The sequence below is a fragment of the Leifsonia sp. GW821-FHT13C05 genome (assembly GCF_058806515.1).
In genome coordinates this window covers 305197-329800 of record NZ_JBXAPT010000001.1, presented here as the reverse complement: position 1 = coordinate 329800, position 24604 = coordinate 305197, and the positions used below count along the sequence as shown (strand labels likewise).

Genomic DNA, 24604 nt, shown 5'->3' with positions numbered 1-24604 from the left:
CAGAGCGCCGATGCGTCGTCCCGCGGAAACGACAAAACCCTCGGTTTCCCAAGGGTTTCTTCGTGTGGCGCCTTCTCTGTGTGGGCGATACTGGGATCGAACCAGTGACCTCTTCCGTGTCAGGGAAGCGCGCTACCGCTGCGCCAATCGCCCAAGCCTGGATGATTCCAGGTTGGAGGTGGATACGGGATTCGAACCCGTGTATACGGCTTTGCAGGCCGCTGCCTCGCCTCTCGGCCAATCCACCGTTTGGGTTCACCACCGTTGTGAGAAGCCCGACCTTTCGGTCGGGCTGACTCGAGCGGATGACGAGATTCGAACTCGCGACCCTCACCTTGGCAAGGTGATGCGCTACCAACTGCGCTACATCCGCATTTCGTTCCGCATCTCTGCGGCACTTGAATGACTTTAGCCGATGCCGACGCGGAAAACCAAACCGGGTCATGCAGCCGGGTGTGTCGCGTGCCGGATGTGCGCCGGGCCCCGTTCGTCGGCTAGTATCGAGTCTCGCAGCCGGTTCACGGCAGCGAAACCCCAGGGCGATTGGCGCAGTTGGTAGCGCGCTTCCTTCACACGGAAGAGGTCATCGGTTCGAGTCCGGTATCGCCCACAGCAGGCCACGGGAAACCGTGGCCTTTCCTGTTGCCCCGGTCAGCAGGGAGTGCAGCGCCGGTCAGCGCCAGCGGTAGCGGGCGACGAGGGCGGCGCGCACGGTGTCGTAGCGACGGCGGTCGAGGGCCGTCGCCTCGCGGCGCATCCCGGACTGGTGCACCCGGAAGACGCGGTCGGTGTTGACGTAGCTGGGCCTGCGCTGCGCATCCCACCCTCCCGTGCCGATCGGAACGTACTCCGAACGACCGGGATGCGCCTGGCTGGTGAGCTGCAAGGCCAGCACCGTGCCGCCCGGCTCGGCCGCGACGACGAGCACGGGGCGGTCCTTGCCGCGGCCGTCGCGCTCCTCGTACGGCACCCAGGTCCAGACGACCTCGCCGGGGTCGGCGTCGCCGTCGGTGGCCGGGCTGTACGTCATCGTCACCCTGCCGATGGCGCGCGGGTCGACCTCCACCGTGGCGGCCGGGCCCGTGCGGCCGGGCTCGGCGGCGTCAGCTCGGGATGCCGCCCGGGTCGTGGGCGTGGCGGGTGTCGTGTGCTGGGATTTCTTCGGCGTCGGCAGTAGCGCATTCACCATCGCGCGGAGCAGGTTCATCGGGGAGGCCATCGGTGGATGGTACCGGAGCGCTGCAGACTTGCCGAATTGAGGAATTGATAGCTAATATTTGTGCGGGTTACATCAGTAATGGTGACCATGCAAAGGAGCACAATGAAGTTCACCTCATTCGCCGCAGTTGCCGTTACGGCCGCGCTGATCGCACTCGCGTTTCCTTCGGCAGCGAGCGCTGCCCCCACCAGCGGGCCCGCTTCGGTCGAAATCGCCGCAGCATCAATGGAGCAGTTGCCGCCTGACGTGCGATCGCAAATCGAAGAACTCGAAGCCAACTGGTCCCGGATCGGCGCCGCGTCAACAACCGAGGGCGGCATCGTCACCTTCGACCTCGCCGGCGCTATCGGCAATGGCGTGCCGCGTGAACTCGCACGGGACTTTGCCGAGGGCGTCGCCATTGGAGGCGGTCACGTCGTGAACGACAATGGCGAGTTCCCCTCGCGGCTATCGGCTCGCGCTACCTGCCGTGGCCAGAACGCGTTCTGGTACGACTGGATCGGCTATCACTTCACGCTGGACTCGTGCATCACACCGAAGGTCGTGAAAGCCATCGCAGGCACAGCCGGAGTCGCGGGCGTACTCGGCGCGCTTTCTGCAGCGTTCCCGCCCACGTCTCTTCCTCTCGTCGCAGTCGGCGCGGTCGCGGCCTACTCGGCGTGGTCGATCGATCAGTGCAGCAGGAACGGAACCGGCGTCGAGATGTCCCTCGCCGGCTTCGTCTGCTGGGCGCAATAGCTGGAGGAGACCGTAAGAATAGGGATCGTCATGTTTCGAATCCATTGGATCACCGCCCTTCTGTCCGGCGTCGCACTCGGATTGATTGCTGCTGCGATCTGGCTGTCGATCGTGGCCGGACCCACCACTGAGAGCACCCTCCCCATAGGCGCAATGCTCACCGCGGCAATCGTCATTGCGGCGATTGCGTGGGTATTCGGCACGATCGTCAGCAGAACGGGCTCAAGAAGTCGTTCGAAGCGTTAGCCTCCACGCTGTCGCACGACGGAAACGCCCCGCGGATTGTCCATCGAATCCGCGGGGCGCAGTGCATCCACTGCCAGCGTCAGAGCGGATCGTCACGCCGAACCGGCTCAGCCTGCGACGGCATACCACGCGACGTCGCGCCATCGGCCAGACCATCGCTCGCACCATACCGGAGCCGCGTGAGGCCGATGGTGTGCCGCAGCACCGTCGCGATGACCAGCGACACCACGAATGAGTATGCGGCGACGCCGAGGGCGGCGACCGCCTGGGCAACGAACAGGTCGAAGTTGCCGCTGTCGACCATCCCGTCTCCGGTGGCGAACAGGCCGATGTAGAGCAGGCCGACGAGGCTAGCGACGATGTGGATGACGCAGATCGTCATCGGGACGCCGAAGCGTGCGCGGGCGGCCAGGTCGACCATGCTGGCGCAGGCGACGGCGGCCAGGGCGCCGAGCAGCAGGGACCAGCCGATGGTGAGCACGCCGGAGGCCGGAGTGATCGCCACGAGGCCGGCCACCGCGCCGCAGAGCGCGCTGGTGACCGTCGGCCGACGCAGCAGCACCCTGTCGACGACGATCCACATCAGCGCTCCCCCGGCGGACGCCATCAGCGTGTTCAGCGCGATCAGCGGGGCGAAGGCGTCGAGGGCGCCCTCCGAACCGACCGTGAGGCCGAACCAGCCCACCCAGACCAGCGCCCCACCGACCGCCACCAGCGGCAGGCGCCGCTCTCCGGCCACGGGATGGTCGCGGTGACCGCAGGCGAGGATCACCCCCGCCGCTCCGCTGCCCGCCGCCAGGCTGACCGGGATGGCGCCACCGAAGTCGATCACGTGCATCCCGGAGACCGCCCAGCCGTCGCTGAGCGCGAAGACCGCGTAGCCGGCGGGGAACAGCACCAGCACGCTCCACAGCGCGGAGAACACCGCCCAGGCCCGCAGGGTCACCCGGGAGGCGACAGCGGCGCCGAGGATCGTCACGGCGACGGCGCAGACCGCGATCAGGTAGCCGGCCCTCGCCAGCGGGTACATCGTGGATGCCGCCCCGCTGCCCGGGGTGAACTCCCTGGCGAGCCCCCAGTCCGGCCGCCCGACGACGTGGGCGATGAGCGGATCCCCCGCGAGCATCCCGTAGCCGCCGGCCACCGCCAGGACGACGACGATGGCCGACCCGGTGAGGGCTGCCCTGAACGCCTGGGAGGCCCCGCGCGCGCCGGTCATGCCGCCGTAGAAGAATGCCAGCCCCGGCACGACGGCCATCACGAACGTGGCGCTCACCAGGAGCAGGAGGGCGTCCACCTGCGCGCTCGTGGCTGGCGTCATCCGTCCTCCTCGTCGCGCGAACCGGGCATCAACACACTACTGGCGCGCACGCGAAGCGGGGCGCCGCCCGAAGGCGACACCCCGCTCGCGTGCTGTGGTTACTGCGCTGCTGGTCGGTCCGATCAGACCGTCTCGAGGGCGTAGCCCTCTTCGCCGTGCACGACCGTGTCGACGCCGGCCAGCTCGTCCTCGTTCTTGACGCGGAAGCCCATCGTCTTCTGGATGACCGTTCCGATGATCCAGGCCAGGACGAAGGAGTAGATCATCACGCTGAACGCGCCGATCGCCTGCGCGCCGAGCTGGGCGAAGCTGCCGCCGTAGAGGAGGCTGGAGAAGCCCTTCGTGGCGTCGCCGTCGATGTGGGTGAAGCCGAAGACGCCGATCCAGAGCGTTCCGATGAGACCGCCGATGAGGTGGATGCCCACCACGTCGAGCGAGTCGTCGAAGCCGAGCTTGAACTTCAGGTCGATGGCGACGGCGCAGACGGCACCGGCGACCAGGCCGAGGAGGATCGCGAACCCGGGGGTCAGGATGTTACAGGCCGGGGTGATCGCGACCAGGCCGGTGACCGCACCGGATGCCGCACCGATGGAGGTGGGCTTGCCGTCCTTGAATTTCTCGACGATCAGCCAGCCGATGGTGGCGGCAGCCGGAGCGGCGAGGGTGTTGATCCAGGCGATCGCCGCCACGCCGTCCACTGCGGCCTCCGAGCCGGCGTTGAAGCCGAACCAGCCGAACCAGAGGAGCGCGGCGCCGAGGAGCGTGAGCGGCACGTTGTGCGGCTTCGACATGCCCTTCTGGAAGCCGACGCGCTTGCCGAGCACCAGGGCGAGTGCGAGGCCGGCGGCTCCGGCGTTGATGTGGACCGCTGTACCACCCGCGAAGTCGTTGACGTGCAGGAGGGCGGGCGCCCAGCCGTCGGCCAGGTTGAACACCCAGTACGCGACCGGGAAGTAGACGACCGTGACCCAGATGCCGGCGAACACCATCCACGCGCCGAACTTGGCACGGTCGGCGATCGCACCGGAGATCAGGGCGACGGTGATGATCGCGAAGGTGGCCTGGAACCCGGCGAAGGCGAGGCCGCCCAGGTCGGGGGTCATGCCGTCCTTGCCCATCAGGCTGGACAGGAACCAGTCGGGGGTTCCGAGGAAGTGTGGGATGAGCGGCTTGCCGAACGCGAGGCCGTACCCGTAGAACACCCACAGGACGCCCACGATCGCCATCGCGCCGAAGCTCATCATCATCATGCTGACGACGCTCTTGGCGCGGACCATTCCTCCGTAGAAGAAGGCGACGCCGGGGGTCATCAGCAGAACAAGGGCTGCGGCGACGAGCAGCCACAGGGAGTTGACGGTCCCTGCCTCTGCGTAGTCCGCTGCTGTGTGTAGCAACATACGTTGGTCTACCTCTCTCATGAATGCGCACGGGCCCCGGTCTGGCTGATCGGTGAGCGTTTCGGGGTGTGCCCAGTTTCATCACGGGAGGTTTCCGTGGAGGGATGCTCGTGTTTCGGGTCTGTTACGCATCCACAATGCGTGTAAACATCGTGTTTCGTGCCGCCCGGAATCCGTCGAGCGTCGTCGTCGAGCGTCGTCAGTCGTGCGGGGGGAGCTCTCCGGTGGTCAGAGCGATCATGCGGGAGACGGAGCGCAGGTACTTCTTGCGGTATCCGCCGCCGAGCATGTCCTCGTCGAACACCTCGCTGAGCGGCACCCCGGTCTGCACGATCGGGATCTCCGCGTCGTAGACCCTGTCGATGAACGCCACCAGGCGCAGCGCCGCCATCTGGTCGTGCAGGATGCGCACGCCGGTGAGGCCGATGACGTCGACGCCGTCGAGCAGCTTGATGTAGCGGGAGGGGTGCACGGTGGCGAGGTGCGCGATCAACGTGTCGAAGTCGTCGCTGGTGACCGTCTCCCCGCGTGCACCGAGGGCTCCGGTGATCCTGTCGTACTCGTCCTGCTCGACGGTGACGGCCCTGCCCTCCGTGTCACGGCGGCGGTAGTCGAGTCCGTCGATCCTGATGGTCTCGAAGTTGGCGGACAGCGACTGGATCTCGCGCAGGAAGTCGCTCGCCGCGAACCGACCCTCGCCCAGCGCGTTCGGCGGGGTGTTGCTGGTGGCCGCGATCCTGGTGCCGGATGCGACGAGCTCGCCGAGCATCCTGGTCATCATCATCGTGTCGCCCGGGTCGTCGAGCTCGAACTCGTCGATGCAGATCAGTGTGGAGCCACGCAGCAGGTTGACAGCGCCCGCGTAGCCGAGCGCGCCGACCAGCGCGGTGTACTCGATGAACGTGCCGAAGTACTTGGGGCCGGGAGCCTCACGCCAGAGCGCGGCGAGGAGGTGCGTCTTCCCGACACCGAAGCCGCCGTCGAGGTAGACGCCCGGCTTGGTCTCCGCCTTCTTGCGGTTGCGGCTGAACAGCCCGGCCGGGCGCTGCGGCTCCCACGACTTCGCGAAGGTGCGCAGGATGCCGACCGCCTCCGCCTGCGACGGATAGTCGTGATCGGGACGGTACGACTCGAACGTCGCGTTCTCGAACTGCGACGGCGGGACCAGCGACGACGCGATCTCGGCCCCGGTGATCTGCGGGGCACGGTCGGCGAGGCGCACCAGAGCGCCGGTCTGGTCGATCGTCATGGAAGCTGCACCTTTGTGTCGAAGTCTTACCGCACCGGTTTACGCGCAGATAGCCTGGTACGTAAGTTCGCACAGTGTCGGGGTGTCCAGCCTAAACCGACCGAGCCGATAGTTCCCCTCGCGCCCACGAGGCGCCCCCTGGAGGTAATGCACGATGTCCATCGAGGTCGACCAGTCCCCCGCTTTCGCCGATTACGCACATCCAGAACGGCTGGTGAGCACGGAATGGCTCGCCGAGCACCTCGGGCAACCCGGACTGGTCGTCGTGGAGTCCGATGAGGACGTGCTGCTGTACGAGACGGGTCACATCCCCGGCGCCGTGAAGATCGACTGGCACACCGACCTCAACGACCCGGTGCAGCGCGACTACGTCGACGGCGAGCGCTTCGCCGAGCTGCTCGGCTCGAAGGGCATCGCCCGCGACTCGACCGTGGTCATCTACGGCGACAAGAACAACTGGTGGGCCGCGTACGCGCTCTGGGTGTTCACCCTGTTCGATCACGAGGACGTCCGCCTGCTCGACGGCGGCAGGGACAAGTGGATCGCCGAGGGCCGCCCGATCACGAAGGACAAGCCGAGCGTCACCCCGGTGGAGTACCCCGTGGTGGAGCGCGACGACACGGTCATCCGCGCCTTCAAGGACGACGTGCTCGCCCACTTCGGGAAGCCGTTGATCGACGTCCGCTCCCCCGAGGAGTACAGCGGAGAGCGCACCGAGATCCCCGGCTATCCGACGGAGGGCGCGCTGCGGGCAGGGCACATCCCGTCCGCCGCGTCCGTGCCGTGGGCGCGGGCTGCCGCTCCGGATGCGACGTTCAAGCGCCGCGCGGACCTCGAGGCCATCTACCTCGGCGAGGCGGGCCTGAAGGAGGGCGACGACGTGATCGCCTATTGCAGGATCGGCGAGCGCTCGAGCCACACCTGGTTCGTGCTCACGCACCTGCTGGGGTTCGAGAACGTGCGCAACTACGACGGGTCGTGGACGGAGTGGGGTTCCGCTGTGCGCGTACCGATCGTCACGGGCAGCGAGCCGGGCGAGGTCCCGGCGAAGTAGCCTTGTCGTATGACTGATCCGGCTTCGACGTCACCCGCCCTCGCACCAGCTCTGGCGGAGATCCGCGACGACTTCCTCGCGCTGGAGCAGCCGGACAGGCTGCAGCTGCTGCTGGAGTTCTCCGAAGAGCTTCCCGACCTCCCCGAGCGGTACCGCGACCATCCGGATCTGTTCGAGCGGGTCGTCGAATGCCAGTCACCGGTCTACATCTTCGTGGAGGTGGACGAGCACGACATCGTCCACCTCTACGCGACCGCGCCGGAGGAGTCCCCGACCACGCGCGGGTTCGCGTCGATCCTGGCCCAGGGCCTCGCCGGTCTGACCGCCGAGGAGGTGCTGGCCGTTCCCGACGACTACCCGCAGACGCTCGGGCTCACCCAGGCGGTGTCTCCGCTGCGCATCCGGGGCATGACGGCGCTGCTCGGCCGCACCAAGCGACAGGTGCGGGAGAAACTGGCGGCCTAGCCCGCGGCTTCTGCGGCTTCTGTCGCTTCCGCCGCCGTCGGCGCAGCCACGTCAATGTGCTCGCTGAGCCAGCCGGCGATGGAGGTGCTCCAGCGTTCCTCGTCGTAGTTCCAGAGCTTGGTGTGCAGGGCGGTCGCGAACGGCACGAGGGTGACGATGTCGCTGCGCGCTGCGGCGAGCGCCCGGGATGCGGTGGACGGCACGAATCCGTCGTCGTCGCTGTGCAGGATCAGCGTGGGCAGGCTGAGGTCGGCCGCGCGGGCGACGAAGTTCATGCTGGTCAGGTCGATCGGCGCTGCCTGGCCGGTGAACGGGCCGCCCCAGGTGGACTCGATCAGGCGCAGGGCGCCCTGGGTGATCGGGTCGGGGAGGCGGAGCATCCTGGCCTGGTATTCGAGGGTGTCGATCCAGTCGATCACCGGCGATTCGAGGATGATGCCGCGGAGCAGTCCGAGCGCCGACGAGCGCGTGATGGTCTGCAGCACGACGGCTCCGCCCATCGACCAGCCCATCAGGACGATGGAGGTGGCGCCGTGGTCCTCCGCATACCGGAGCGCCGCGTCGATGTCGTGCCATTCGGTGCCGCCGAGGCCGTAGCGGCGGTCTGCGCTGTTGGGGGCGTCCCCGTCGTTGCGGTACGACGCGAGCAGGGTGGTGTATCCCTGGTCGTGGAAGGTGCGGACCGCGCGCAGGCCCTCCTGCCTCGTGGCTCCCCAGCCGTGCACCTGGATGACCCAGCGGTCGCCGGGTCCCTCGGCCGGCGGGAACAGCCAGGCGGGGGCCTCGCCGAGCTCGGTGTCGATGGTGACGCTCTCGACGGGAAGGCCGAGTTCCGACGGTTCGAGGTAGTAGTAGCCGCTGATGCGTCCCCGGCCGGGGCGCAGGTCTCCGAAGGCGACGGACTCCAGCGTGCGGGTCACCGAGCCGTCCTCGCGGGAGATCACGCCGCCGATCTTCGCGTATCCGGTCTCCTCGGCGAACCACAGGCCGTAGCGGCCCGGCACCGACGAGTCCGGTGTTTCGCGCAGCGTCACCGTCCCCGCATCCAGGTCGACAGCCCGGATGCTCTGGTTCTGCGGCCGCTTGCGCACCGGCGTGACCACGGTGCGCGCCACCCTCGTCATGATGAGGACGGCTCCCGCTCCGGCCGCGAGGCCGAGGACGGCGGCCGCGACGACGGCCGTGCGGACGGATTTCGCGAACGTCGAACGCGCCATGCCGTCAGCGTAACCCCGATACGGCGACGGGGTGTTCAGGACTTCCCCAGGCGGCGTGCCTTACCGTCGCCACCCGGCAAAGGACCCTAGTGTTCCTATCGTGCCGACAACACCCTCGACCCCACGCACTCCCCCGGAGTTCGCCGCGGCGTTGGAGACGATCCGCCACGCGACGTCCCGTCCGGAGCTCGTGGTCACCGAGATCCCAGCGCCCGGCCAGCTCGCGCCGTACTCCGTCGCGCTGGCGGCCGACGTGCGGCCGACCAGGCACGGCAGCGACTCCGACCTCGGCACCGGCCGGTTCATCCTGCTCTACGACGAGGCGGAGCCGGAGGCGTGGGGCGGCCCGTTCCGCATCGTCTGCTTCGCGCAGGCGCCGCTCGAGACCGACATCGGGCTCGACCCGTTCCTGGCCGACGTGGCCTGGTCGTGGCTGGTGGATGCGCTCGACGCCCGGCAGGCGAAGTACACCGCGGCGAGTGGCACGGCCACCAAGATCATCTCCACCGGTTTCGGGGAGCTCGCCGCCCAGGGCGACGGGTCGCAGATCGAGCTGCGCGCATCCTGGAGCCCGCTGGAGAGCGACATCTCCGCGCACGTCGAGGGCTGGGGCGAGCTGCTCTGCATGCTGGCTGGGCTCCCGCCGACCGGCGAGGGTGTGAGCCTGCTGACGAGACGGACCCCGCGTGGCTGATCATCACGTCATCGACACCAGGGACGAATACCTCGACGCGGTCGAGACCATCGCGGCGGGCAACGGACCCGTCGCCGTCGACGCGGAGCGGGCGAGCGGCTTTCGATACTCGCAACGGGCGTACCTCATCCAGGTCTTCCGCCGTGATGCTGGCACCTTCCTCTTCGACCCTCCCGCCGTCGGCCGTTTCGACGAGCTGAACGCCGCCATCGCCGACGAGGAGTGGGTGCTGCACGCCGCCACCCAAGACCTCACCTGCCTGCGCGAGGTCGGGCTCGACCCGCACCACGTCTTCGACACCGAGCTGGCCGCCCGCCTGCTCGGGATGCCCAGGGTCGGCCTCGGCACCGTGGTGGAGGAGTTGCTCGGCATCCACCTCGCCAAGGAGCACTCCGCCGCGGACTGGTCGACCAGGCCGCTGCCGGAGCCGTGGCTCGTCTACGCCGCTCTCGATGTCGAGCTGCTCCCCGACCTGCGGGATGCGATCGCCGCCCTCCTCGATGAACAGGGCAAGACCGCGATCGCGCAGCAGGAGTTCGACGACGAGCTGGCCCGCGACCTCAAGGTGGTGCGCAACGAGCCGTGGCGGCGCCTGTCCGGCATCCACTCGATCAGGGGCATCCGCAACCTGGCCGTCGCGCGGGAGCTGTGGCTGAGCCGCGACGAGCTGGCCCGCACCACAGACATCGCGCCCGGCCGCCTGGTGCCGGATGCGTCGCTCACCGCCGCGGCGAAAGCCATGCCGGAGACCAAGCGCGGTCTCGCGTCGCTCCGCGAGTTCAACGGTCGCGCCAGCCGCACGGAGCTGGACCGCTGGTGGGAGGCCATCGAGGCCGGCCGCACCACCGACGACCTTCCTGTGATGCGCGGCAACGGGGACACCCTGCCTCCCCCGCGCGCGTGGGCGGACAGGAACCCGGAGGCGGACGCCCGGCTGAAGACGGCGCGCGCCGCTGTCACCTCCCTCTCCGAGGAGCTGTCGATCCCTGTCGAGAACCTGCTCACGCCGGAGACGCTGCGCCGGGTGGCGTGGGCGCCGCCGGAGTCGCTGGACAGCGCATCCATCGGCGCGGCCCTCGCCCAGTGGGGTGCACGGCCCTGGCAGATTGAGGCAACCTCACAGGCGATCGCCCAGGCCTTTGTGGAAGCCAGCCAAAACGGCCCGGACGCCACGGAAGCGGATTCGTAGAAAGAATCAAACGATTCTTCCGGCGCGCATCGCATCCCTAGGATCGAATCCGACCTGATTTGGGAGGCATTGTGGCCGATAGAGCTGATGTCGTCTTCGTCGATGGAGTGCGCACTCCGTTCGGGCGAGCCGGCGAAAAAGGGCAGTACTGGAACACGCGCGCGGACGATCTGGTGGTCAAGGCCATGATCGAGCTGCTGGAGCGCAACCCGAATGTGCCCAAGGACAGGATCGACGACGTGGCCATCGCGGCCACCACGCAGCAGGGCGACCAGGGCCTCACCCTCGGACGCACGGCAGCACTGCTCGCCGGCCTGCCGAAATCGGTGCCCGGCTTCGCCATCGACCGGATGTGCGCGGGCGCCATGACCAGCGTCACCACGCTCGGCTCCGGCATCGCGTTCGGCGCATACGACCTCGCCATCGCCGGTGGCGTCGAGCACATGGGGCGCCACCCGATGGGCTTCGGCGCGGACCCGAACCCGCGCTTCCTCTCCGAGCGCCTGGTCGGTGAGGACGCCCTCAACATGGGCATGACCGCCGAGCGCATCCACGACCGGTTCCCCGCGCTCACCAAGGAGCGCTCCGACCGCTACGCGATGCGCAGCCAGCAGAAGACCGCCGCGGCGTACGCGGCAGGCAAGCTACAGCCCGACCTGGTGCCCGTCGCCATCCGCTCCGAGAGCGGCTGGGGTCTCGCCACCCAGGACGAGGGGATGCGCCCGGAGACCAACATGGAGTCCCTCGCGACCTTGCGCACCCCGTTCCGCCCGCACGGCCGTGTCTCGGCCGGCAACTCGTCACCCCTGACCGACGGGGCGACGGCGAGCCTGCTCGCCTCCGGCGACGCGGTGAAGGAGTTCGGCCTGCAGCCGAAGATGCGCATGGTGAGCTTCGCGTTCGCCGGCGTCGAGCCGGAGATCATGGGCATCGGCCCGGTGCCGTCGACCGAGAAGGCGCTCCGCAAGGCCGGTCTCACCATCGACGACATCGGCCTGTTCGAGCTGAACGAGGCGTTCGCCATCCAGGTGCTGTCGCTGCTCGACCACTTCGGCATCGACGACGAGGACCCGCGCGTCAACCAGTGGGGCGGCGCCATCGCCGTCGGCCACCCGCTCGCCGCCAGCGGCGTGCGCCTGATGATCCAGCTCGCCCGCCAGTTCGAGGAGCACCCGGAGGTCCGCTACGGCCTCACGGCGATGTGCGTCGGCCTCGGCCAGGGCGGAAGCGTCATCTGGGAGAACCCCCACTACCGCGGCTAGTCGTGCCCTCCTGCACGACAACGCGAATGCGCCCGATGAAGACATCGGGCGCATTCGTGTTTCCGTGGCTGGCTTCGGCTGGCGCTACTTGGTCGTCCGCGTCACCCGCCCGCGCGTCCGCTCGACCGCAACGGTCGCGAACCAGGCGATGGCGCCGAGAGCGGGCAGAAGGAGCACTGCGAGGAGCCACGCGACTCGCTGCGGGGGCGTCACCGACCTCGAGACCGACACGCTGACGAGCGCCGCAACCACGAGAACAGCCGCGACGAGCGCGATGGCGACCCCGGCAACGTCAAACACCGCGGGAATCTCAGGATTGCTCACCGCAGATCCCTTCAGGAGTTGGTCTGCCAGGCGCGATCGCCGCCGACATTCAACTGTACCCAGACGTTCCAGCTGCCCAGATAGCCGCCGCTCACATCAGCCTGCCACCGCTGGTACGCAGCGGAACTGTTCTCGGACTTCTTCCACGAGACGCGGACAGGCGAACTGCACGACGTCGGGTAGACGCAGCGCTGGAACCCATAGCCGCCGTCGATCATCTGATCCGACCCGCCCTGGACCAGGGTGTAGCCCACATTGATCGCGCCGACGAAGATGGTCCCCCACGCGCCATCGATCTGGCAGCCGGTCGCGTTCGAGTAGCCGGACCCGCTCTGATAGCGACACTGCGAGATCGCCCGTCCTTGGGGTCCGCCGCCCTGTTCCACAGCGGGAATCTCGAGCCCGACGTATGCGACAGAGCCGTCGGCGAACCGCTTCACGTCATACTCGAATCCGTCCTTGACGACACCGCGTTCTTCCGAGACCGGGACGGCATTCGTAGTGCTGGCATCCCACACCTGGCCTGCTCGGGCGCGTGCGATGAGCTCATCTTGCGTCGCGACGGGCACGTCGAACTTCGCGAGCGTTGCGCGAAGAACCTGCGCCTCAGCCGCTGACAGAGGCGACGCCGTCCCTTCGGCAGGCGCTCCCGTAGCGCTCGCTGCGCCCGTCAGCGCGAGGCAAAGAGCCCCCGCTGCCGCCGCGATGGAAAAGAGGGGCCGTCGAATTGCTGTGGTCATTTTCACCTCGTTGTGTCGCATCAGCCTCATTACTGATACGCCGCACTGTAACGTTAATGTTCCAGATGTGACAATTTTACGCATCACAAACGGTCAAATCCGACCCCACGCCGCTCAGCGCCCGTCACCCCAGCCGGACTGTAAGGTTCCGCCAATGCGAAGCACCATCCACGCCCGCGCCGTTGTGCACAGCGGCAAGCGATGTGCGGCACGCCGCCCGGCTCGATAGCCTCCTCCGAGGACATCAGGGCTCTACGACGGCGTCAGTCAGCGCGTGTCGGAGACCCTCACATCACAAAGCGCGCTCGGAAGGCATAAAGACGTGACCGACTATTCCAAGATCGACTTCAGCCCGCTCGTCGACCTCACCTCCGACGAGGTCGTCACCCACTCGTTCGTCAAGGACATCCCGCTGCCGAGCGGCAAGACGCTCGCGCTGGTGACCCTCGACAACGGGCGCGACCACACGCGCCCGAACACGATGGGACCTGCGACCCTCCTCGAACTGGGGAAGACCTTCGACGAGCTGACGGAGCGTGCGGGCCGCGGCGAGATAGACGCGGTCGCCGTCACGGGCAAGCCGTTCATCCTCGCGGCGGGCGCCGACCTCTCCCGGGTGGGCGACATCCCGAGCGTCGAGGTGGCGAAGCTGCTCCCCCAGCTCGGTCACTACGTGCTCGGCAAGCAGGCCACCCTCGGCGTCCCGTCGTTCGTCTTCACCAACGGGCTCGCGCTCGGCGGCGGTGTGGAGATCGGCCTGAACGCCGACTACCGCACCATCGACAGGTCGGCGGCGGCGTTCGCGCTGCCGGAGGTCTTCCTTGGCCTCATCCCCGGCTGGGGCGGCGCGTACATCCTGCCGAACCTGATCGGCATCGAGAACGCCCTCAAGGTGATCGTCGAGAACCCGCTGAAGCAGAACAGGATGCTGAAGCCGCAGGACGTCTTCGACCTCGGCATCGCCGACGCGATCTTCGACTCGGCGAACTTCCTGGAGGACTCGCTGCGCTGGGCGGACAGGGTGCTCACCGGCGAACTCACCGTGAAGCGCCCGAACGTGCCGGGCAAGGTCGAGCGGATGGTCAAGTGGGATGCGGCCATCGGCATCGCCCGCAAGATGCTGGAGAGCCGCATCGGCACCGTGCCGAAGTCGCCGTACGCCGCGCTCGACCTGCTGAAGGCCGCCAAGTCCGGCACCAAGGAGGAGGGCTTCGAGCGCGAGGACGACGTGCTCGCCGAACTCATCTCCGGCGACCAGTTCCAGGCCAGCATCTACGCCTTCAACCTGGTGCAGAAGCGGGCGAAGCGCCCGGCGGGTGCTCCGGACAAGAAGCTCGCCAAGAAGGTCACCAAGGTCGGCGTGATCGGCGCGGGATACATGGCCAGCCAGTTCGCGCTGCTGTTCGTGCGTCGCCTGCGGGTGCCCGTGGTCATCACCGACCTCGACCAGGCGCACGTCGACAAGGGCGTCGCGTACATCCACGACGAGATCGGCAAGCTGCAGGAGAAGGGCCGTATCTCCCCGGATGAGGGCAACCGCCTGCGCGCGCTCGTCACCGGCACGACGGACAAGTCGCTGTTCGCCGACGCCGACTGGGTGATCGAGGCCGTGTTCGAGGAGCTGTCCGTCAAGCAGGACGTGTTCGGGGAGATCGAGCAGTACATCTCCGACGACGCCGTGCTCGCCACCAACACCTCCTCGCTGTCCGTCGAGAAGATCGGCGCGAAGCTGAAGCACCCGGAGCGGCTGGTCGGCTTCCACTTCTTCACCCCGGTGGCCGTCATGCCGCTGATCGAGGTCGTGAACACACCGAACACCGACGAGGCGACCCTGTCGACCGCGATGGTCACGGCGGCTGCCCTGAAGAAGAACGCGGTCATCACCGCCGACACCCCCGGCTTCGTGGTCAACCGCGTGCTGGCGAAGGTCCTCGGCGAGGCGATGCACGCGGTCGACGACGGAACGCCGTTCGAGACGGTCGACGAGGCGTTCGCGCCGCTCGGCCTCCCGATGCCCCCGTCGGCACTGCTCGACCTGGTCGGCCTCAAGGTCGGTGCGCACGTCCTCGACACGCACCACGCCGCGTTCCCCGACCGGTTCTACCGCAGCGAGAACCTGCACAGGCTGGCCGAGCACGGCACCCTCCTGGAGAAGGACTCGAAGGGCAGGGTCAAGGGCATCGACAAGCAGGCGGCGAAGATCGTCTCCGGCGGCAAGAACCCGTGGACCAAGGACCAGATCCTGCGCGGGCTCGAGGACGGCCTCGCCGACGAGATCCACCGGATGCTCGTGGACGACCACGTGGTCGCCGCCCCGGAGGACATCGACCTCTGCATGATCCTCGGCGCGGGCTTCCCGTTCCAGATGGGCGGCATCACGCCGTACCTCGACAGGGTCGGTGCGTCCGAGCGCGTCTTCGGGGACACATTCCAGCATCCCCCCGTGAAGGGCGTCGCGTAGCAGCAGCTGCCAGCGAGATGCCGGTAACTGTGCCGATTTCACCCGATTTCGGCGAAGTTACCGGCTTTTCGTCGTCGCGGGCACGATCACCAGGTCGAGGTAGGCACGCAGTGCGGCCGCCGCATCGATCCGCTCCGGCGTGTACAGCCACTGCAACTGGATGCCCTCCCACAGCGCGATCACGGACGCCGCGGCGAGCGCCGGGTCGACGCCGTCGCGCAGCCGCCCGTCGGCGCGGAGCGCGGCGAACTCGGCCTCGTACTCCGTGCGGAGCGCGTCGTAGCGTCCGAGGAAGTATTCGCGGCCGGGGTGGTCGGCGGTGACCGCCTCGGCGGAGAGCACGCTGTAGAGCGCGATCAGCCCCGGGATGCGTTCGTTGGCCGCCGCCTGCGCGACGATGTGCGTCTCGAACGGCTCGTCGTGCGCCCTGCTCGCCTCCCCGGCTCCGAGTTCGTCGCGGAGTTCGAGCACGGCCAGCAGCACGTCCTCCTTGCCGGAGAAGTAGTGCTGCAGGTTGGAGAGGCTGATCCCGGCCGCCGTCGCGATCTCGCGCAGGGAGCTGGCGTGGTAGCCGCGCGTGGCGAACACGCGGTACGCCTCTTCGACGATCTGGCGGCGGCGCGCTGCGCTCTTCGCGTACGGCCCACGGCGTCGGGGGCGGGAGGTCTGGATGTCCACGAAACCAAATTAGGTCACCCGAGCTAGTTTTGTATATGGTCGGCATACACGTTTCCACTCACGACGAAGTGAAGGACATGACGCAACTCACACGACGAAGTCTCCTCACCCTCGGAGCCGCGGCGGGAGCCACGGCCCTTCTCGCCGGGTGCAGCACCCCCGGCACCACTTCGGTCAACAGCAGGCCGCTCGTGCAGCCGGCAGCGGCCGGCGAGAAGATCACGCTCACGTACTGGGCCTGGCTGAAAGACCTGCAGAGGGTCGCGGACGTGTGGAACGCCACGCATCCGGATGTGCAGGTCGAGGCCGTCTGGATCCCCGGCGGCAACTCGGGCGGATACCAGAAGCTGTACTCGGCGCTGGCCGCGGGAGGCGGTCCAGACCTCGCCCAGGTGGAGCTGCGCTCCGTTCCGGAGTTCATGCTCGTCAACGGGCTGGTCGACCTGGCCAGGTACGGCGCGAACGACTACGCCAACCGCTACGACCCCACGCTGTGGAAGCAGGTCAGCTACGTGGACGGCGTCTACGCCATCCCGCAGGACTCCGGGCCGATGGCCTTCTACTACCGTCCAGACCTGTTCGAGAAGATCGGCGCCTCCGCCCCCGCCACCTGGGACGAGTGGATGCGCACCGGAGCGGAACTCCGCAAGGCCGGCTCCTGGATCGACACCTTCAACTACGCGGACCCGTCCTGGTTCGCCGCGGTCGCCGGGCAGGCCGGCGCATCCTGGTTCGCCGTCGACGGCGACCGCTGGACCATCGACATGACCGACGACGCGACGCTCACCGCCGCCCGCTTCTTCGACACGGCGATCGACGACGGCGTCATCCAGACCGCATACGGCGCGTACACGACGCCGTGGTTCGCCGCCGCCGCCTCGAACACCATCGCCGGGCTGACCAGCGCGAGCTGGGGCGACGCGCTCCTCGAAGGCGTCTCCGGCGGGGAGGGCAAGTGGCGGGTCGCGCCGATGGCCCGCTGGGGCTCCGGCGACGCGGTCGGCTACGGGTCCAGCTACCTCGGAGGGTCGACCGCCGCGGTGCTCGCGAACAGCAAGCATCCCAAGGAGGCGCTCGAGTTCGCCGTGTGGATGACCACGAGCCACGAGGGCATCGACGCGATGATCGCCAACAGCGGCATCGGCTGGTCGCCGTCCGCCGACTACATCGGGGCGAGCAGGCAGAAGCCGTCGAAGTTCTTCGGAGGACAGAACTACAACGAGGAGGTCTTCCTCCCCGCCTCCCGCCAGCAGAACCAGGACTGGTCGTGGTGGCCGATCACGCAGCAGTCGTTCAACATCCTCGCCGACGGCTTCCGGAAGAAGGCGTCAGGGCTGTCCCTCGTGGATGCGATCGCGCAGAGCGAGAAGAACATCATCACCGCGTTCCGCAACAAGGGGCTCAGCATCGAGAAGGTGAACTCGTGAAGGGCGTCCGCACCGCGTGGGCGCCGTGGGTGCTGCTCGCGCCGTTCCTCGCGCTGTTCCTGCTCACGTTCATCCTGCCGATCGTCGTCGCGGTCGGCAGCAGCTTCACCAAGGTGACCAGGCAGGGCGTGTTCGGCGAGAAGGGCGTGACGAGCGAGTTCGCCTGGTTCGCCAACTACGCGCAGGCTCTGTCGAACCCGAACTTCATCGCCTCCATCGGCCGGATGCTGCTGTTCGGCGTCGTGCAGGTCACGTTCATGATCGCGCTCTGCACGGTGCTCGCCCTGCTGCTGGAGTCGGCGTCGGCGCGCTGGCCAGGGATGTTCCGGGCGGTGTACTTCCTGCCGTACGGCATCCCGGGGGTCGTGGCGACCATCCTGTGGTCGTTCCTGTACGTGCCTGGACTCAGCCCGCTGGTCGATCTGGCCGGTGCGTTCGGGCTCCAGGTCGATTTCCTCGGACCGGACACGGTGCTCTGGTCGATCGCGAACATCGTCACCTGGACGTACACCGGCTACAACATGATGATCATCATCGCGCAGCTGAAGTCGATCCCGACCGAGGTGTACGAGGCGGCGAAGGTGGACGGCGCGAGCCCGTGGCGGGTGGCCACGAGCATCCAGTTGCCGCTGATCAAGCCGGCGCTGATGCTGACCACGGTGTTCTCGATCATCGGCACCCTGCAGCTCTTCGCCGAGCCGCAGGTGCTGCAGACGGTCTCCCCCGCGATCGACAGCGAGTACACGCCCAACCTCAGCGCGTACACCACGGCGTTCGCGTACAACGACTACAACGTCGCCGCAGCGCAGGCGGTGCTCATCGCGCTGGTCGCGTTCCTGCTGTCGTTCGCGTTCCTCCGCCTCACGAGCAGCCGCGAGCCGAAGCCCGGCCGCGCATCGCAGCCCACCCTCGCATCGACCACCAGGAGGGCGAAATGACCGCCACAGAGACCCCGACCGGCAGCGTCGCCGCACCGGGCACCTCGTCGATCACCGCGCAGAAGGCGCACGGCACGGGACCGGACCGCTCCGCGGGACGCCGGCCGGGGATGCGCATCCTGGTCACGGGCATCCTGGTCGTCGTCGCCGTCTACTTCCTCGTGCCGGTCTACTGGGTGATCGTCGCGTCCACGAAGACCACGCAGGACCTCTTCGCCACCAACGGCTTCTGGTTCGCGCCGACCTTCGCGCTCTGGCACAACCTCGGGGAGGTGCTCAGCTACGACGGCGGCATCTTCGTGCGCTGGTTCGCGAACTCCGTCCTCTACGCCGGAGTGGGCGCCGTGCTCGCGACGTACTTCGCCGCCGCGGGAGGGTACGCGCTGTCGAAGTACGTCTTCCGCGGGCGCGGCCTGATCTTCGGGCTGGTGCTCGGCGGGGTGCTCGTGCCCGGCACGGCGACGGCGCTTCCGCTGTTCCTCCTGTTCAGCCAGCTCGGCATGGCGAACACGTACTGGTCGGTGCTGCTGCCCTCGCTCGTCTCACCGTTCGGCCTGTTCCTCTGCCGGATCTACGCAGACGCGACGGTCGACACGGCCCTCATCGAGGCGGCCAGGATCGACGGCGCGGGAGAGCTGCGCATCTTCCACACGGTCGGGCTCAGGATCATGGTGCCCGCGCTGGTGACCGTGTTCCTGTTCCAACTGGTCGGCATCTGGAACAACTACTTCCTGCCGCTCGTGATGCTCTCCGACAACACGCTCTACCCGATCACCCTCGGCCTGAACAACTGGCGCAGCCAGACCGACCGGCTGCCCGAGTTCTACGAGCTGACCACCGGCGGCGTGCTGCTGTCGATCATCCCCCTCGCCATCGCCATGATCGTGCTGCAGCGGTTCTGGCGCGGCGGTCTCACCGAAGGAGCAGTGAAGTAGTGCTGACACCCGCCTACCTGTCCGACACCGCGCCCGGACGCGGCGCACGAAGCGCCCCGCGGTCCTGGCTGCACACCGACGCGCCGTCGCTCTCGCTGAACGGCGACTGGGCGTTCCGGCTCTCCCCCACCGCCGCCGTGCAGGAGGACGTCGCGGAGACCGACTTCGACGACTCCGGATGGGCGCAGCTCCCTGTCCCGTCGCACTGGGTGCTGCACGGAGACGGCGCATACGGACGACCGATCTACACGAACGTGCAGTATCCGTTCCCGATCGACCCTCCGCACGTCCCCGACGAAAACCCGACCGGCGACCACCGGCGGCGCTTCACCCTGCCCGACGACTTCGACGGGGCGGAGCGGGTGCTGCTGCGGTTCGACGGGGTCGAGTCGCTCTACCGCGTCTGGCTGAACGGCGAAGAGGTCGGCATCGGCACGGGATCGCGGCTGGCGCAGGAGTTCGACGTGACCGGCGTCGTGCGTCCCGGAGAGAACGTGATCGTGGTGCGGGTGCACCAGTGGTCGGCCGCCAGCTATCTGGAGGACCAGGACCAGTGGTGGCTGCCCGGCATCTTCCGCGACGTCACCCTGCTCGCCCGCCCGGCCGGCGGGATCGACGACGTGTGGCTGCGCACCGGGTTCCTCGACGGGGCCGGCACCCTGGACGTGGAGCTGACCGCGGCGGCGTCCGCGTATCCGGTGACCGTGCGCATCCCGGAGCTGGGGGTGGAGCAGACCTGGCAGAGCGCAGCGGAGGTCGCAACGCTGACTCTGGATGCGGTCGAACCGTGGACGGCGGAGACGCCGCGCCTCTACGACGTCACCGTGTCGAACGCGGCGGAGATGATCACGCTGCGCGCCGGTTTCCGCACGGTCGAGATCGTCGGCGACCGCTTCCTCGTGAACGGCCGCCGCGTGGTCTTCCACGGCATGAACCGGCACGAGACGCATCCGGTGCGCGGCCGGGTGTTCGACGAGGAGCACGCCCGCGCCGACCTGGCCAGGATGAAGCGGTACAACGTCAACGCCATCCGCACCAGCCACTACCCGCCGCACCCCCGTCTGCTCGACCTCGCCGACGAGCTCGGCTTCTGGGTGATCGACGAGTGCGACCTGGAGACCCATGGCTTCGAGGCATCCGGTGCCGAGCACGGCGGCTGGGTCGGCAACCCGAGCGACGACCCGCGCTGGCGCGACGCATACCTCGACCGCATCCGGCGAACGGTCGAACGCGACAAGAACCATCCGAGCATCGTCATCTGGTCCCTCGGCAACGAGTCGGGCACCGGCGCGAACCTGGCGGCCAACGCCGCCTGGGTGCACGACCGCGATCCCGGGCGTCCCGTGCACTATGAGGGCGACTACACCGGGGAGTACACCGACGTGTACTCGCGCATGTACTCCTCCGTGCGCGAGACGGCGGAGATCGGCACGGACGGGTCCCGCTACCCCCTGCTCGGCACAACGCCCGGCCAGGGCGCCCGACAGCGGACGAAGCCGTTCCTGCTCTGCGAGTACGCCCACGCGATGGGCAACGGCCCGGGGGCACTGGATGCGTACGAGCGGCTGGTGCACGAGCATCCTCGCCTGCACGGCGGCTTCGTCTGGGAGTGGCGCGACCACGGCATCCTGACCGAGACGGACGACGGAACCCCGTTCTACGCGTACGGCGGGGACTTCGGCGAGGTGGTGCACGACGGCAACTTCGTGATGGACGGGATGATCCTGAGCGACGACACCCCGACGCCCGGCCTCGCCGAGTACAAGGCGGTCGTGCAGCCGATCCGCTTCGAGGTCGGAGACGGGACGGTGACGCTCACCAACCTGCGCCACACGGCAGACACCTCCGACCTGTCGTTCCGCTGGCGGGTCGAGCACAACGGGCGCCGGGTGGCGCGCGGCGAGCTGCCGGTGGATGCGCTGGCGGCCGGGGAGTCCGTGACGGTGCCGCTGCCGGCGGTGGAGGTCGCCGACGACGCGGAGACCTGGCTGACCATCGACGCCGTGTTGCAGGCCGCGACGCCGTGGTCGGAGGCCGGGCACGTGGTCGCGAGCGGTCAGGTGGACAGGAGCGCTCGCATCCCGAGCGTCGGCGCGCGTCCCGTGGCACCGGCTCTCGTCGCCGGGGTTCCCGCACGGCTGACGCTCGGCCCGGCCGAGTTCGAGGACGGAGCCCTGGTGCGCCTGAACGGGCGCGAGGTGGCCGGTCCGCGCCTGGAACTGTGGCGCGCCCCGACGGACAACGACGAGGGCGCGTCCCGTGCGGAGCCCGGCGAGGACGACGCGAGCGTCCCCGGGGTGTCGAGCGCTGCGCTCTGGCGGGCGGCGGGCCTCGACCGGCTGACGCACAGGATCGTCTCCGTCGAGCACGCTGAAGACGCCCTCCTGGTGCGCACGCGCGTGTCCGCCGCCAACTCGCCAGCAGCCGTGTGGGTGGATGCGCTCTGGACGCTCGACGCCGACGGCACGCTCACTCTGCGCACCGAGATCGTGCCGTCCACCGGCTGGGACACCGTCTGGCCGCGCATCGGCCTGCGCTTCGACCTGCCGGACGGAGACGCGCCGGTCGACCGCGCCGAGTGGTTCGGCCGCGGCCCGCTCGAGGCGTACCCGGACAGCATGACGGCCGCGCAGGTCGGTCGATACGGCGCGACCGTGGACGAGCTGAACGTCGCGTACGCCCGCCCGCAGGAGACGGGCCACCGGGCCGACGTGCGCACCCTCACGCTCGGAACGGACGGTGCGGACGCCCTGCGCATCACGCTGGTGCCGGATACGGCAGGCCGCCGCCCCGGCTTCAGCCTCAGCAGGCACACGCCGCAGCAGGTGGCTGCGGCCGGTCACCCGCACGAGCTGCCGCCCAGCGCGACGACCCACCTGTTCGTCGACGCCGCCCAGCACGGGCTCGGCTCGCGGGCCTGCGGGCCGGACGTCGCCGCCGAGCACGCGCTGCGCCCCGAGGCGAGGACGATCACGCTGCGGTTCGGCTGAGCCGGCCGCCGAGAACGACCGGGGCCCCGGATCGCGCGCTGCGATCCGGGGCCCCGGTCGTGAGGGTGCCCGCTAGCGGTTGAGCGGCGTCATGTCCGCGTACCGGTCCCCCACAGCGGGAGCGACGGCGGCGAGGCGTTCCAGCTGCTCCGGCGACAGCTCCAGCTGGTCGGCGGCGACGTTCTGCTCCAGGTTCTCCACACGGCGGGTGCCGGGGATGGGGGCGATGTCGTCGCCCTGGGCCAGCAGCCAGGCGAGCGCCACCTGGCCGGGAGTCGCCCCGACCTCGCGGGCCACAGCATCCACCTGCTCGACGATCCGGATGTTCGCCTCCAGGTTGTCGCCCTCGAACCGCGGGTTGAAGCGGCGGAAATCGTCGGGCGCCAGCTCGTCGAGCGTGCGGATGGTGCCGGTGAGGAAGCCGCGGCCGAGCGGCGAATACGGCACGAAGCCGATGCCGAGCTCGCGGACCGTCGGCAGGATCTCGGCCTCCGGGTCGCGGGACCAGAGCGAGTACTCGGTCTGGATCGCCGTCACGGGATGCACGGCGTTGGCGCGGCGGATCGTCTCCGGTGCGGCCTCCGAGAGGCCGTAGTGCCCGATCTTGCCCTCGTCGATCAGCTCGGCGAGCGCCCCGACCGTGTCCTCGATGGGCGTGTCCGGGTCCATCCTGTGCTGGTAGTAGAGGTCGATGTGGTCGGTCTGCAGGCGGCGCAGTGACCCCTCGACCGAGAGACGCACGTTCTCCGGCGACCCGTCCAGACCGCGCTCGTCGTTGGTCCTGTGCAGGATCGTGCCGAACTTGGTGGCGATGACCACCTGGTCGCGCTTGCCGGCGAACGCGCGGGCGAGCAGTTCCTCGTTGGCGTACGGGCCGTAGATCTCTGCGGTGTCGAAGAACGTCACCCCGAGGTCGATGGCGCGATGGATGGTGCGGATCGAGCCGGCGTCGTCGTCTCCTGCGCCGGTGTAGAACGCGGACATGCCCATGCAGCCGAGTCCGAGACGCGAGACTTCGAGCTTCTCCGTGCCCAGTGTGATCTTCTTCATGCGGTTACCTTCTCCTGATAGAGACCGATCTTGTGGTCGATGGCGGCGAGACTGGCCGTGACCTCCTCCAGCTGCCTGGACACGTTCATCCGGTGCACGAGCAGCAGTTCCAGCCGCTCGGCGGTGGTGTCGTCGCCGCGACGTGCGAGCTCGGTGTACTCGCGCATCCGGGCGATCGGCATGGCGGTGAGGCGCAGCTTGGTGAGGAACACGACCCAGTTGACGTCGGCCTCGGTGTACCGGCGGTGCGTGGACGACGCGCGCCCGACAGGCGCGAGCATCAGCCCCTCCCGCTCGTAGTAGCGGAGCGTGTGGGTCGTCAGGCCCGTGCGCTCCGCGACCTCGGAGATCGAGAGTTCCGTCGCTGTATCGGTCATGGTTGCCACGATAAGACTTCGAGTGCACTTCAAGTCAATTCCACTGTCGGATGCTCCTGCTAGCTTCACAGCATGGCTCTCACGAAGTACTACGTCGCGTCCTCCATCGACGGATTCATCGCAGACACCGACGACAGGATTGACTGGCTCCTGCAGTTCGGGTTCGAGGAGTTCGACGAGCACTATCAGCGCTTCATCTCCGGCATCGGAGCCATCGTGATGGGAGCGGCCACCTACGAGTTCCTGCTTGCCGACGACACCACGGAATGGCCGTACGCCGGCCTCCCCACCTGGGTGGTCACGCACCGCGTGCTTCCGCCGATCGCCGGCGCGGACATCACCTTCTTCGAGGGCGACCTCGCCGCACTGGATGCCGAACTGCGCGAAGCGTCGGGCGACCGCGACGTATGGGTGGTCGGCGGCGGGCAGATCGCCGCGCAGTTCGCCGACGCCGGCCTGCTCGACGAACTGCACATCACCTACGTGCCGGTGCTCGTCGGCTCTGGTAAGCCGCTGCTGCCCGTCACCCAGGCGAGCAGCCCGCTGGCGCTCGTCGGCACCACGGCGTTCCCGAGCGGCGCGGTGGAGCACGTGTACCGCGTCGGCTGACAGTAGTTAAGCGGCGCCGCTACG

At 68.4% G+C, this 24604-nt stretch carries 22 protein-coding genes and 4 tRNA genes; 13 read left to right on the top strand and 13 right to left on the bottom strand.

Annotation, left to right across the window (positions count from 1 at the left end):
- Positions 1-81: 81 nt before the first annotated feature.
- The 3 genes from AC1ROC_RS01540 to AC1ROC_RS01530 form a co-directional block, all read right to left on the bottom strand.
- A tRNA-Val gene (locus tag AC1ROC_RS01540) sits at positions 82-153 on the bottom strand.
- A gap of 20 nt (positions 154-173) precedes the next feature.
- Positions 174-247: transfer RNA gene (locus AC1ROC_RS01535), tRNA-Cys, on the bottom strand.
- 53 nt (positions 248-300) lie between these two features.
- Positions 301-373 (bottom strand) — tRNA-Gly (locus tag AC1ROC_RS01530).
- Between the two features lie 164 nt (positions 374-537).
- Here AC1ROC_RS01530 and AC1ROC_RS01525 point away from each other — a divergent pair.
- Positions 538-610 (top strand) — tRNA-Val (locus tag AC1ROC_RS01525).
- Positions 611-673: 63 nt separating this feature from the next.
- Here AC1ROC_RS01525 and AC1ROC_RS01520 read toward each other — a convergent pair.
- Complete coding sequence (locus AC1ROC_RS01520; protein ID WP_492997650.1) at positions 674-1219, bottom strand: type II toxin-antitoxin system PemK/MazF family toxin; 546 nt, start codon at positions 1217-1219, stop codon at positions 674-676.
- Between the two features lie 102 nt (positions 1220-1321).
- On the opposite strand from AC1ROC_RS01520, the gene AC1ROC_RS01515 reads away from it, so the two are divergent.
- Complete coding sequence (locus tag AC1ROC_RS01515) at positions 1322-1957, top strand: hypothetical protein (RefSeq protein ID WP_492997649.1); 636 nt, start codon at positions 1322-1324, stop codon at positions 1955-1957.
- A 325-nt stretch (positions 1958-2282) separates the two neighbouring features.
- Here AC1ROC_RS01515 and AC1ROC_RS01510 read toward each other — a convergent pair whose 3' ends face one another.
- The 3 genes from AC1ROC_RS01510 to zapE form a co-directional block, all read right to left on the bottom strand.
- Positions 2283-3524, bottom strand: coding sequence for an ammonium transporter (locus AC1ROC_RS01510; RefSeq protein WP_492997647.1), 1242 nt, complete (start codon positions 3522-3524; stop codon positions 2283-2285).
- Between the two features lie 122 nt (positions 3525-3646).
- A complete protein-coding gene (locus AC1ROC_RS01505; RefSeq protein ID WP_085367784.1) occupies positions 3647-4921 on the bottom strand; it encodes an ammonium transporter in 1275 nt (424 codons plus the stop codon).
- 199 nt (positions 4922-5120) lie between these two features.
- Complete coding sequence (zapE, locus tag AC1ROC_RS01500; RefSeq protein WP_085367785.1) at positions 5121-6170, bottom strand: cell division protein ZapE; 1050 nt, start codon at positions 6168-6170, stop codon at positions 5121-5123.
- Between the two features lie 154 nt (positions 6171-6324).
- On the opposite strand from zapE, the gene AC1ROC_RS01495 reads away from it, so the two are divergent.
- The gene (locus AC1ROC_RS01495) at positions 6325-7224 is read left to right on the top strand and encodes a sulfurtransferase (RefSeq protein ID WP_492997644.1); all 900 of its coding nucleotides are present in this window, start codon (positions 6325-6327) and stop codon (positions 7222-7224) included.
- 9 nt (positions 7225-7233) lie between these two features.
- Positions 7234-7689: a SufE family protein gene (locus AC1ROC_RS01490; RefSeq protein WP_085367787.1), complete on the top strand. Its 456-nt coding sequence runs from the start codon at positions 7234-7236 to the stop codon at positions 7687-7689.
- On the opposite strand, the gene AC1ROC_RS01485 is transcribed toward AC1ROC_RS01490, so the two are convergent.
- Positions 7686-8906: an alpha/beta hydrolase family protein gene (locus AC1ROC_RS01485; RefSeq protein WP_492997642.1), complete on the bottom strand. Its 1221-nt coding sequence runs from the start codon at positions 8904-8906 to the stop codon at positions 7686-7688. The genes AC1ROC_RS01490 and AC1ROC_RS01485 overlap by 4 nt on opposite strands.
- Positions 8907-9006: 100 nt before the next feature.
- Here AC1ROC_RS01485 and AC1ROC_RS01480 point away from each other — a divergent pair, with 100 nt between their 5' ends.
- The 3 genes from AC1ROC_RS01480 (at position 9007) to AC1ROC_RS01470 (ending at position 12051) form a co-directional block, all read left to right on the top strand.
- Positions 9007-9600 (top strand): DUF3000 domain-containing protein, encoded by a 594-nt coding sequence (locus AC1ROC_RS01480; RefSeq protein WP_085367789.1) that lies wholly within the window; start codon positions 9007-9009, stop codon positions 9598-9600.
- A complete protein-coding gene (locus tag AC1ROC_RS01475; RefSeq protein ID WP_492997639.1) occupies positions 9593-10789 on the top strand; it encodes an HRDC domain-containing protein in 1197 nt (398 codons plus the stop codon). Before AC1ROC_RS01480 ends, AC1ROC_RS01475 begins: the two co-directional genes overlap by 8 nt.
- A 71-nt stretch (positions 10790-10860) precedes the next feature.
- Positions 10861-12051: a thiolase family protein gene (locus AC1ROC_RS01470; RefSeq protein WP_168689583.1), complete on the top strand. Its 1191-nt coding sequence runs from the start codon at positions 10861-10863 to the stop codon at positions 12049-12051.
- Between the two features lie 84 nt (positions 12052-12135).
- Here the strand turns inward: AC1ROC_RS01470 and AC1ROC_RS01465 are convergent, their stop codons facing one another.
- Positions 12136-12351 (bottom strand): PLDc N-terminal domain-containing protein, encoded by a 216-nt coding sequence (locus tag AC1ROC_RS01465; protein ID WP_492997637.1) that lies wholly within the window; start codon positions 12349-12351, stop codon positions 12136-12138.
- A gap of 35 nt (positions 12352-12386) precedes the next feature.
- Positions 12387-13115, bottom strand: a complete 729-nt coding sequence (locus AC1ROC_RS01460; RefSeq protein WP_492997635.1) for a hypothetical protein — start codon at positions 13113-13115, stop codon at positions 12387-12389.
- Positions 13116-13437: 322 nt separating this feature from the next.
- Here AC1ROC_RS01460 and AC1ROC_RS01455 point away from each other — a divergent pair, with 322 nt between their 5' ends.
- Positions 13438-15576 carry a 3-hydroxyacyl-CoA dehydrogenase NAD-binding domain-containing protein gene (locus tag AC1ROC_RS01455; protein WP_085367794.1) on the top strand — a complete coding sequence of 713 codons (2139 nt, stop codon included), beginning with the start codon at positions 13438-13440 and terminating at the stop codon, positions 15574-15576.
- A 57-nt stretch (positions 15577-15633) separates the two neighbouring features.
- On the opposite strand, the gene AC1ROC_RS01450 is transcribed toward AC1ROC_RS01455, so the two are convergent.
- Positions 15634-16254 (bottom strand): TetR/AcrR family transcriptional regulator, encoded by a 621-nt coding sequence (locus AC1ROC_RS01450; RefSeq protein ID WP_085367795.1) that lies wholly within the window; start codon positions 16252-16254, stop codon positions 15634-15636.
- Positions 16255-16331: 77 nt separating this feature from the next.
- Here AC1ROC_RS01450 and AC1ROC_RS01445 point away from each other — a divergent pair, with 77 nt between their 5' ends.
- Genes AC1ROC_RS01445 through AC1ROC_RS01430 form a run of 4 tightly spaced genes read left to right on the top strand, consistent with a single transcriptional unit; the run spans position 16332 to position 22544 of the window.
- On the top strand, positions 16332-17681 hold the full coding sequence (locus AC1ROC_RS01445) for an extracellular solute-binding protein (protein WP_085367796.1): 1350 nt from the start codon (positions 16332-16334) through the stop codon (positions 17679-17681).
- On the top strand, positions 17678-18619 hold the full coding sequence (locus AC1ROC_RS01440; protein WP_085367797.1) for a carbohydrate ABC transporter permease: 942 nt from the start codon (positions 17678-17680) through the stop codon (positions 18617-18619). Before AC1ROC_RS01445 ends, AC1ROC_RS01440 begins: the two co-directional genes overlap by 4 nt.
- On the top strand, positions 18616-19554 hold the full coding sequence (locus tag AC1ROC_RS01435; RefSeq protein ID WP_085367798.1) for a carbohydrate ABC transporter permease: 939 nt from the start codon (positions 18616-18618) through the stop codon (positions 19552-19554). The genes AC1ROC_RS01440 and AC1ROC_RS01435 overlap by 4 nt, the downstream gene beginning before the upstream one ends.
- A gap of 2 nt (positions 19555-19556) precedes the next feature.
- A complete protein-coding gene (locus tag AC1ROC_RS01430) occupies positions 19557-22544 on the top strand; it encodes a glycoside hydrolase family 2 TIM barrel-domain containing protein (protein ID WP_492998899.1) in 2988 nt (995 codons plus the stop codon).
- Positions 22545-22616: 72 nt separating this feature from the next.
- On the opposite strand, the gene AC1ROC_RS01425 is transcribed toward AC1ROC_RS01430, so the two are convergent.
- Both AC1ROC_RS01425 and AC1ROC_RS01420 read right to left on the bottom strand, forming a co-directional pair.
- Complete coding sequence (locus tag AC1ROC_RS01425; RefSeq protein ID WP_168689590.1) at positions 22617-23594, bottom strand: aldo/keto reductase; 978 nt, start codon at positions 23592-23594, stop codon at positions 22617-22619.
- Positions 23591-23971, bottom strand: coding sequence for a MerR family transcriptional regulator (locus AC1ROC_RS01420; protein ID WP_085367800.1), 381 nt, complete (start codon positions 23969-23971; stop codon positions 23591-23593). Before AC1ROC_RS01420 ends, AC1ROC_RS01425 begins: the two co-directional genes overlap by 4 nt.
- Before the next feature lie 72 nt (positions 23972-24043).
- On the opposite strand from AC1ROC_RS01420, the gene AC1ROC_RS01415 reads away from it, so the two are divergent.
- A complete protein-coding gene (locus AC1ROC_RS01415) occupies positions 24044-24580 on the top strand; it encodes a dihydrofolate reductase family protein (RefSeq protein ID WP_085367802.1) in 537 nt (178 codons plus the stop codon).
- The last annotated feature ends 24 nt before the right edge of the window (positions 24581-24604 follow it).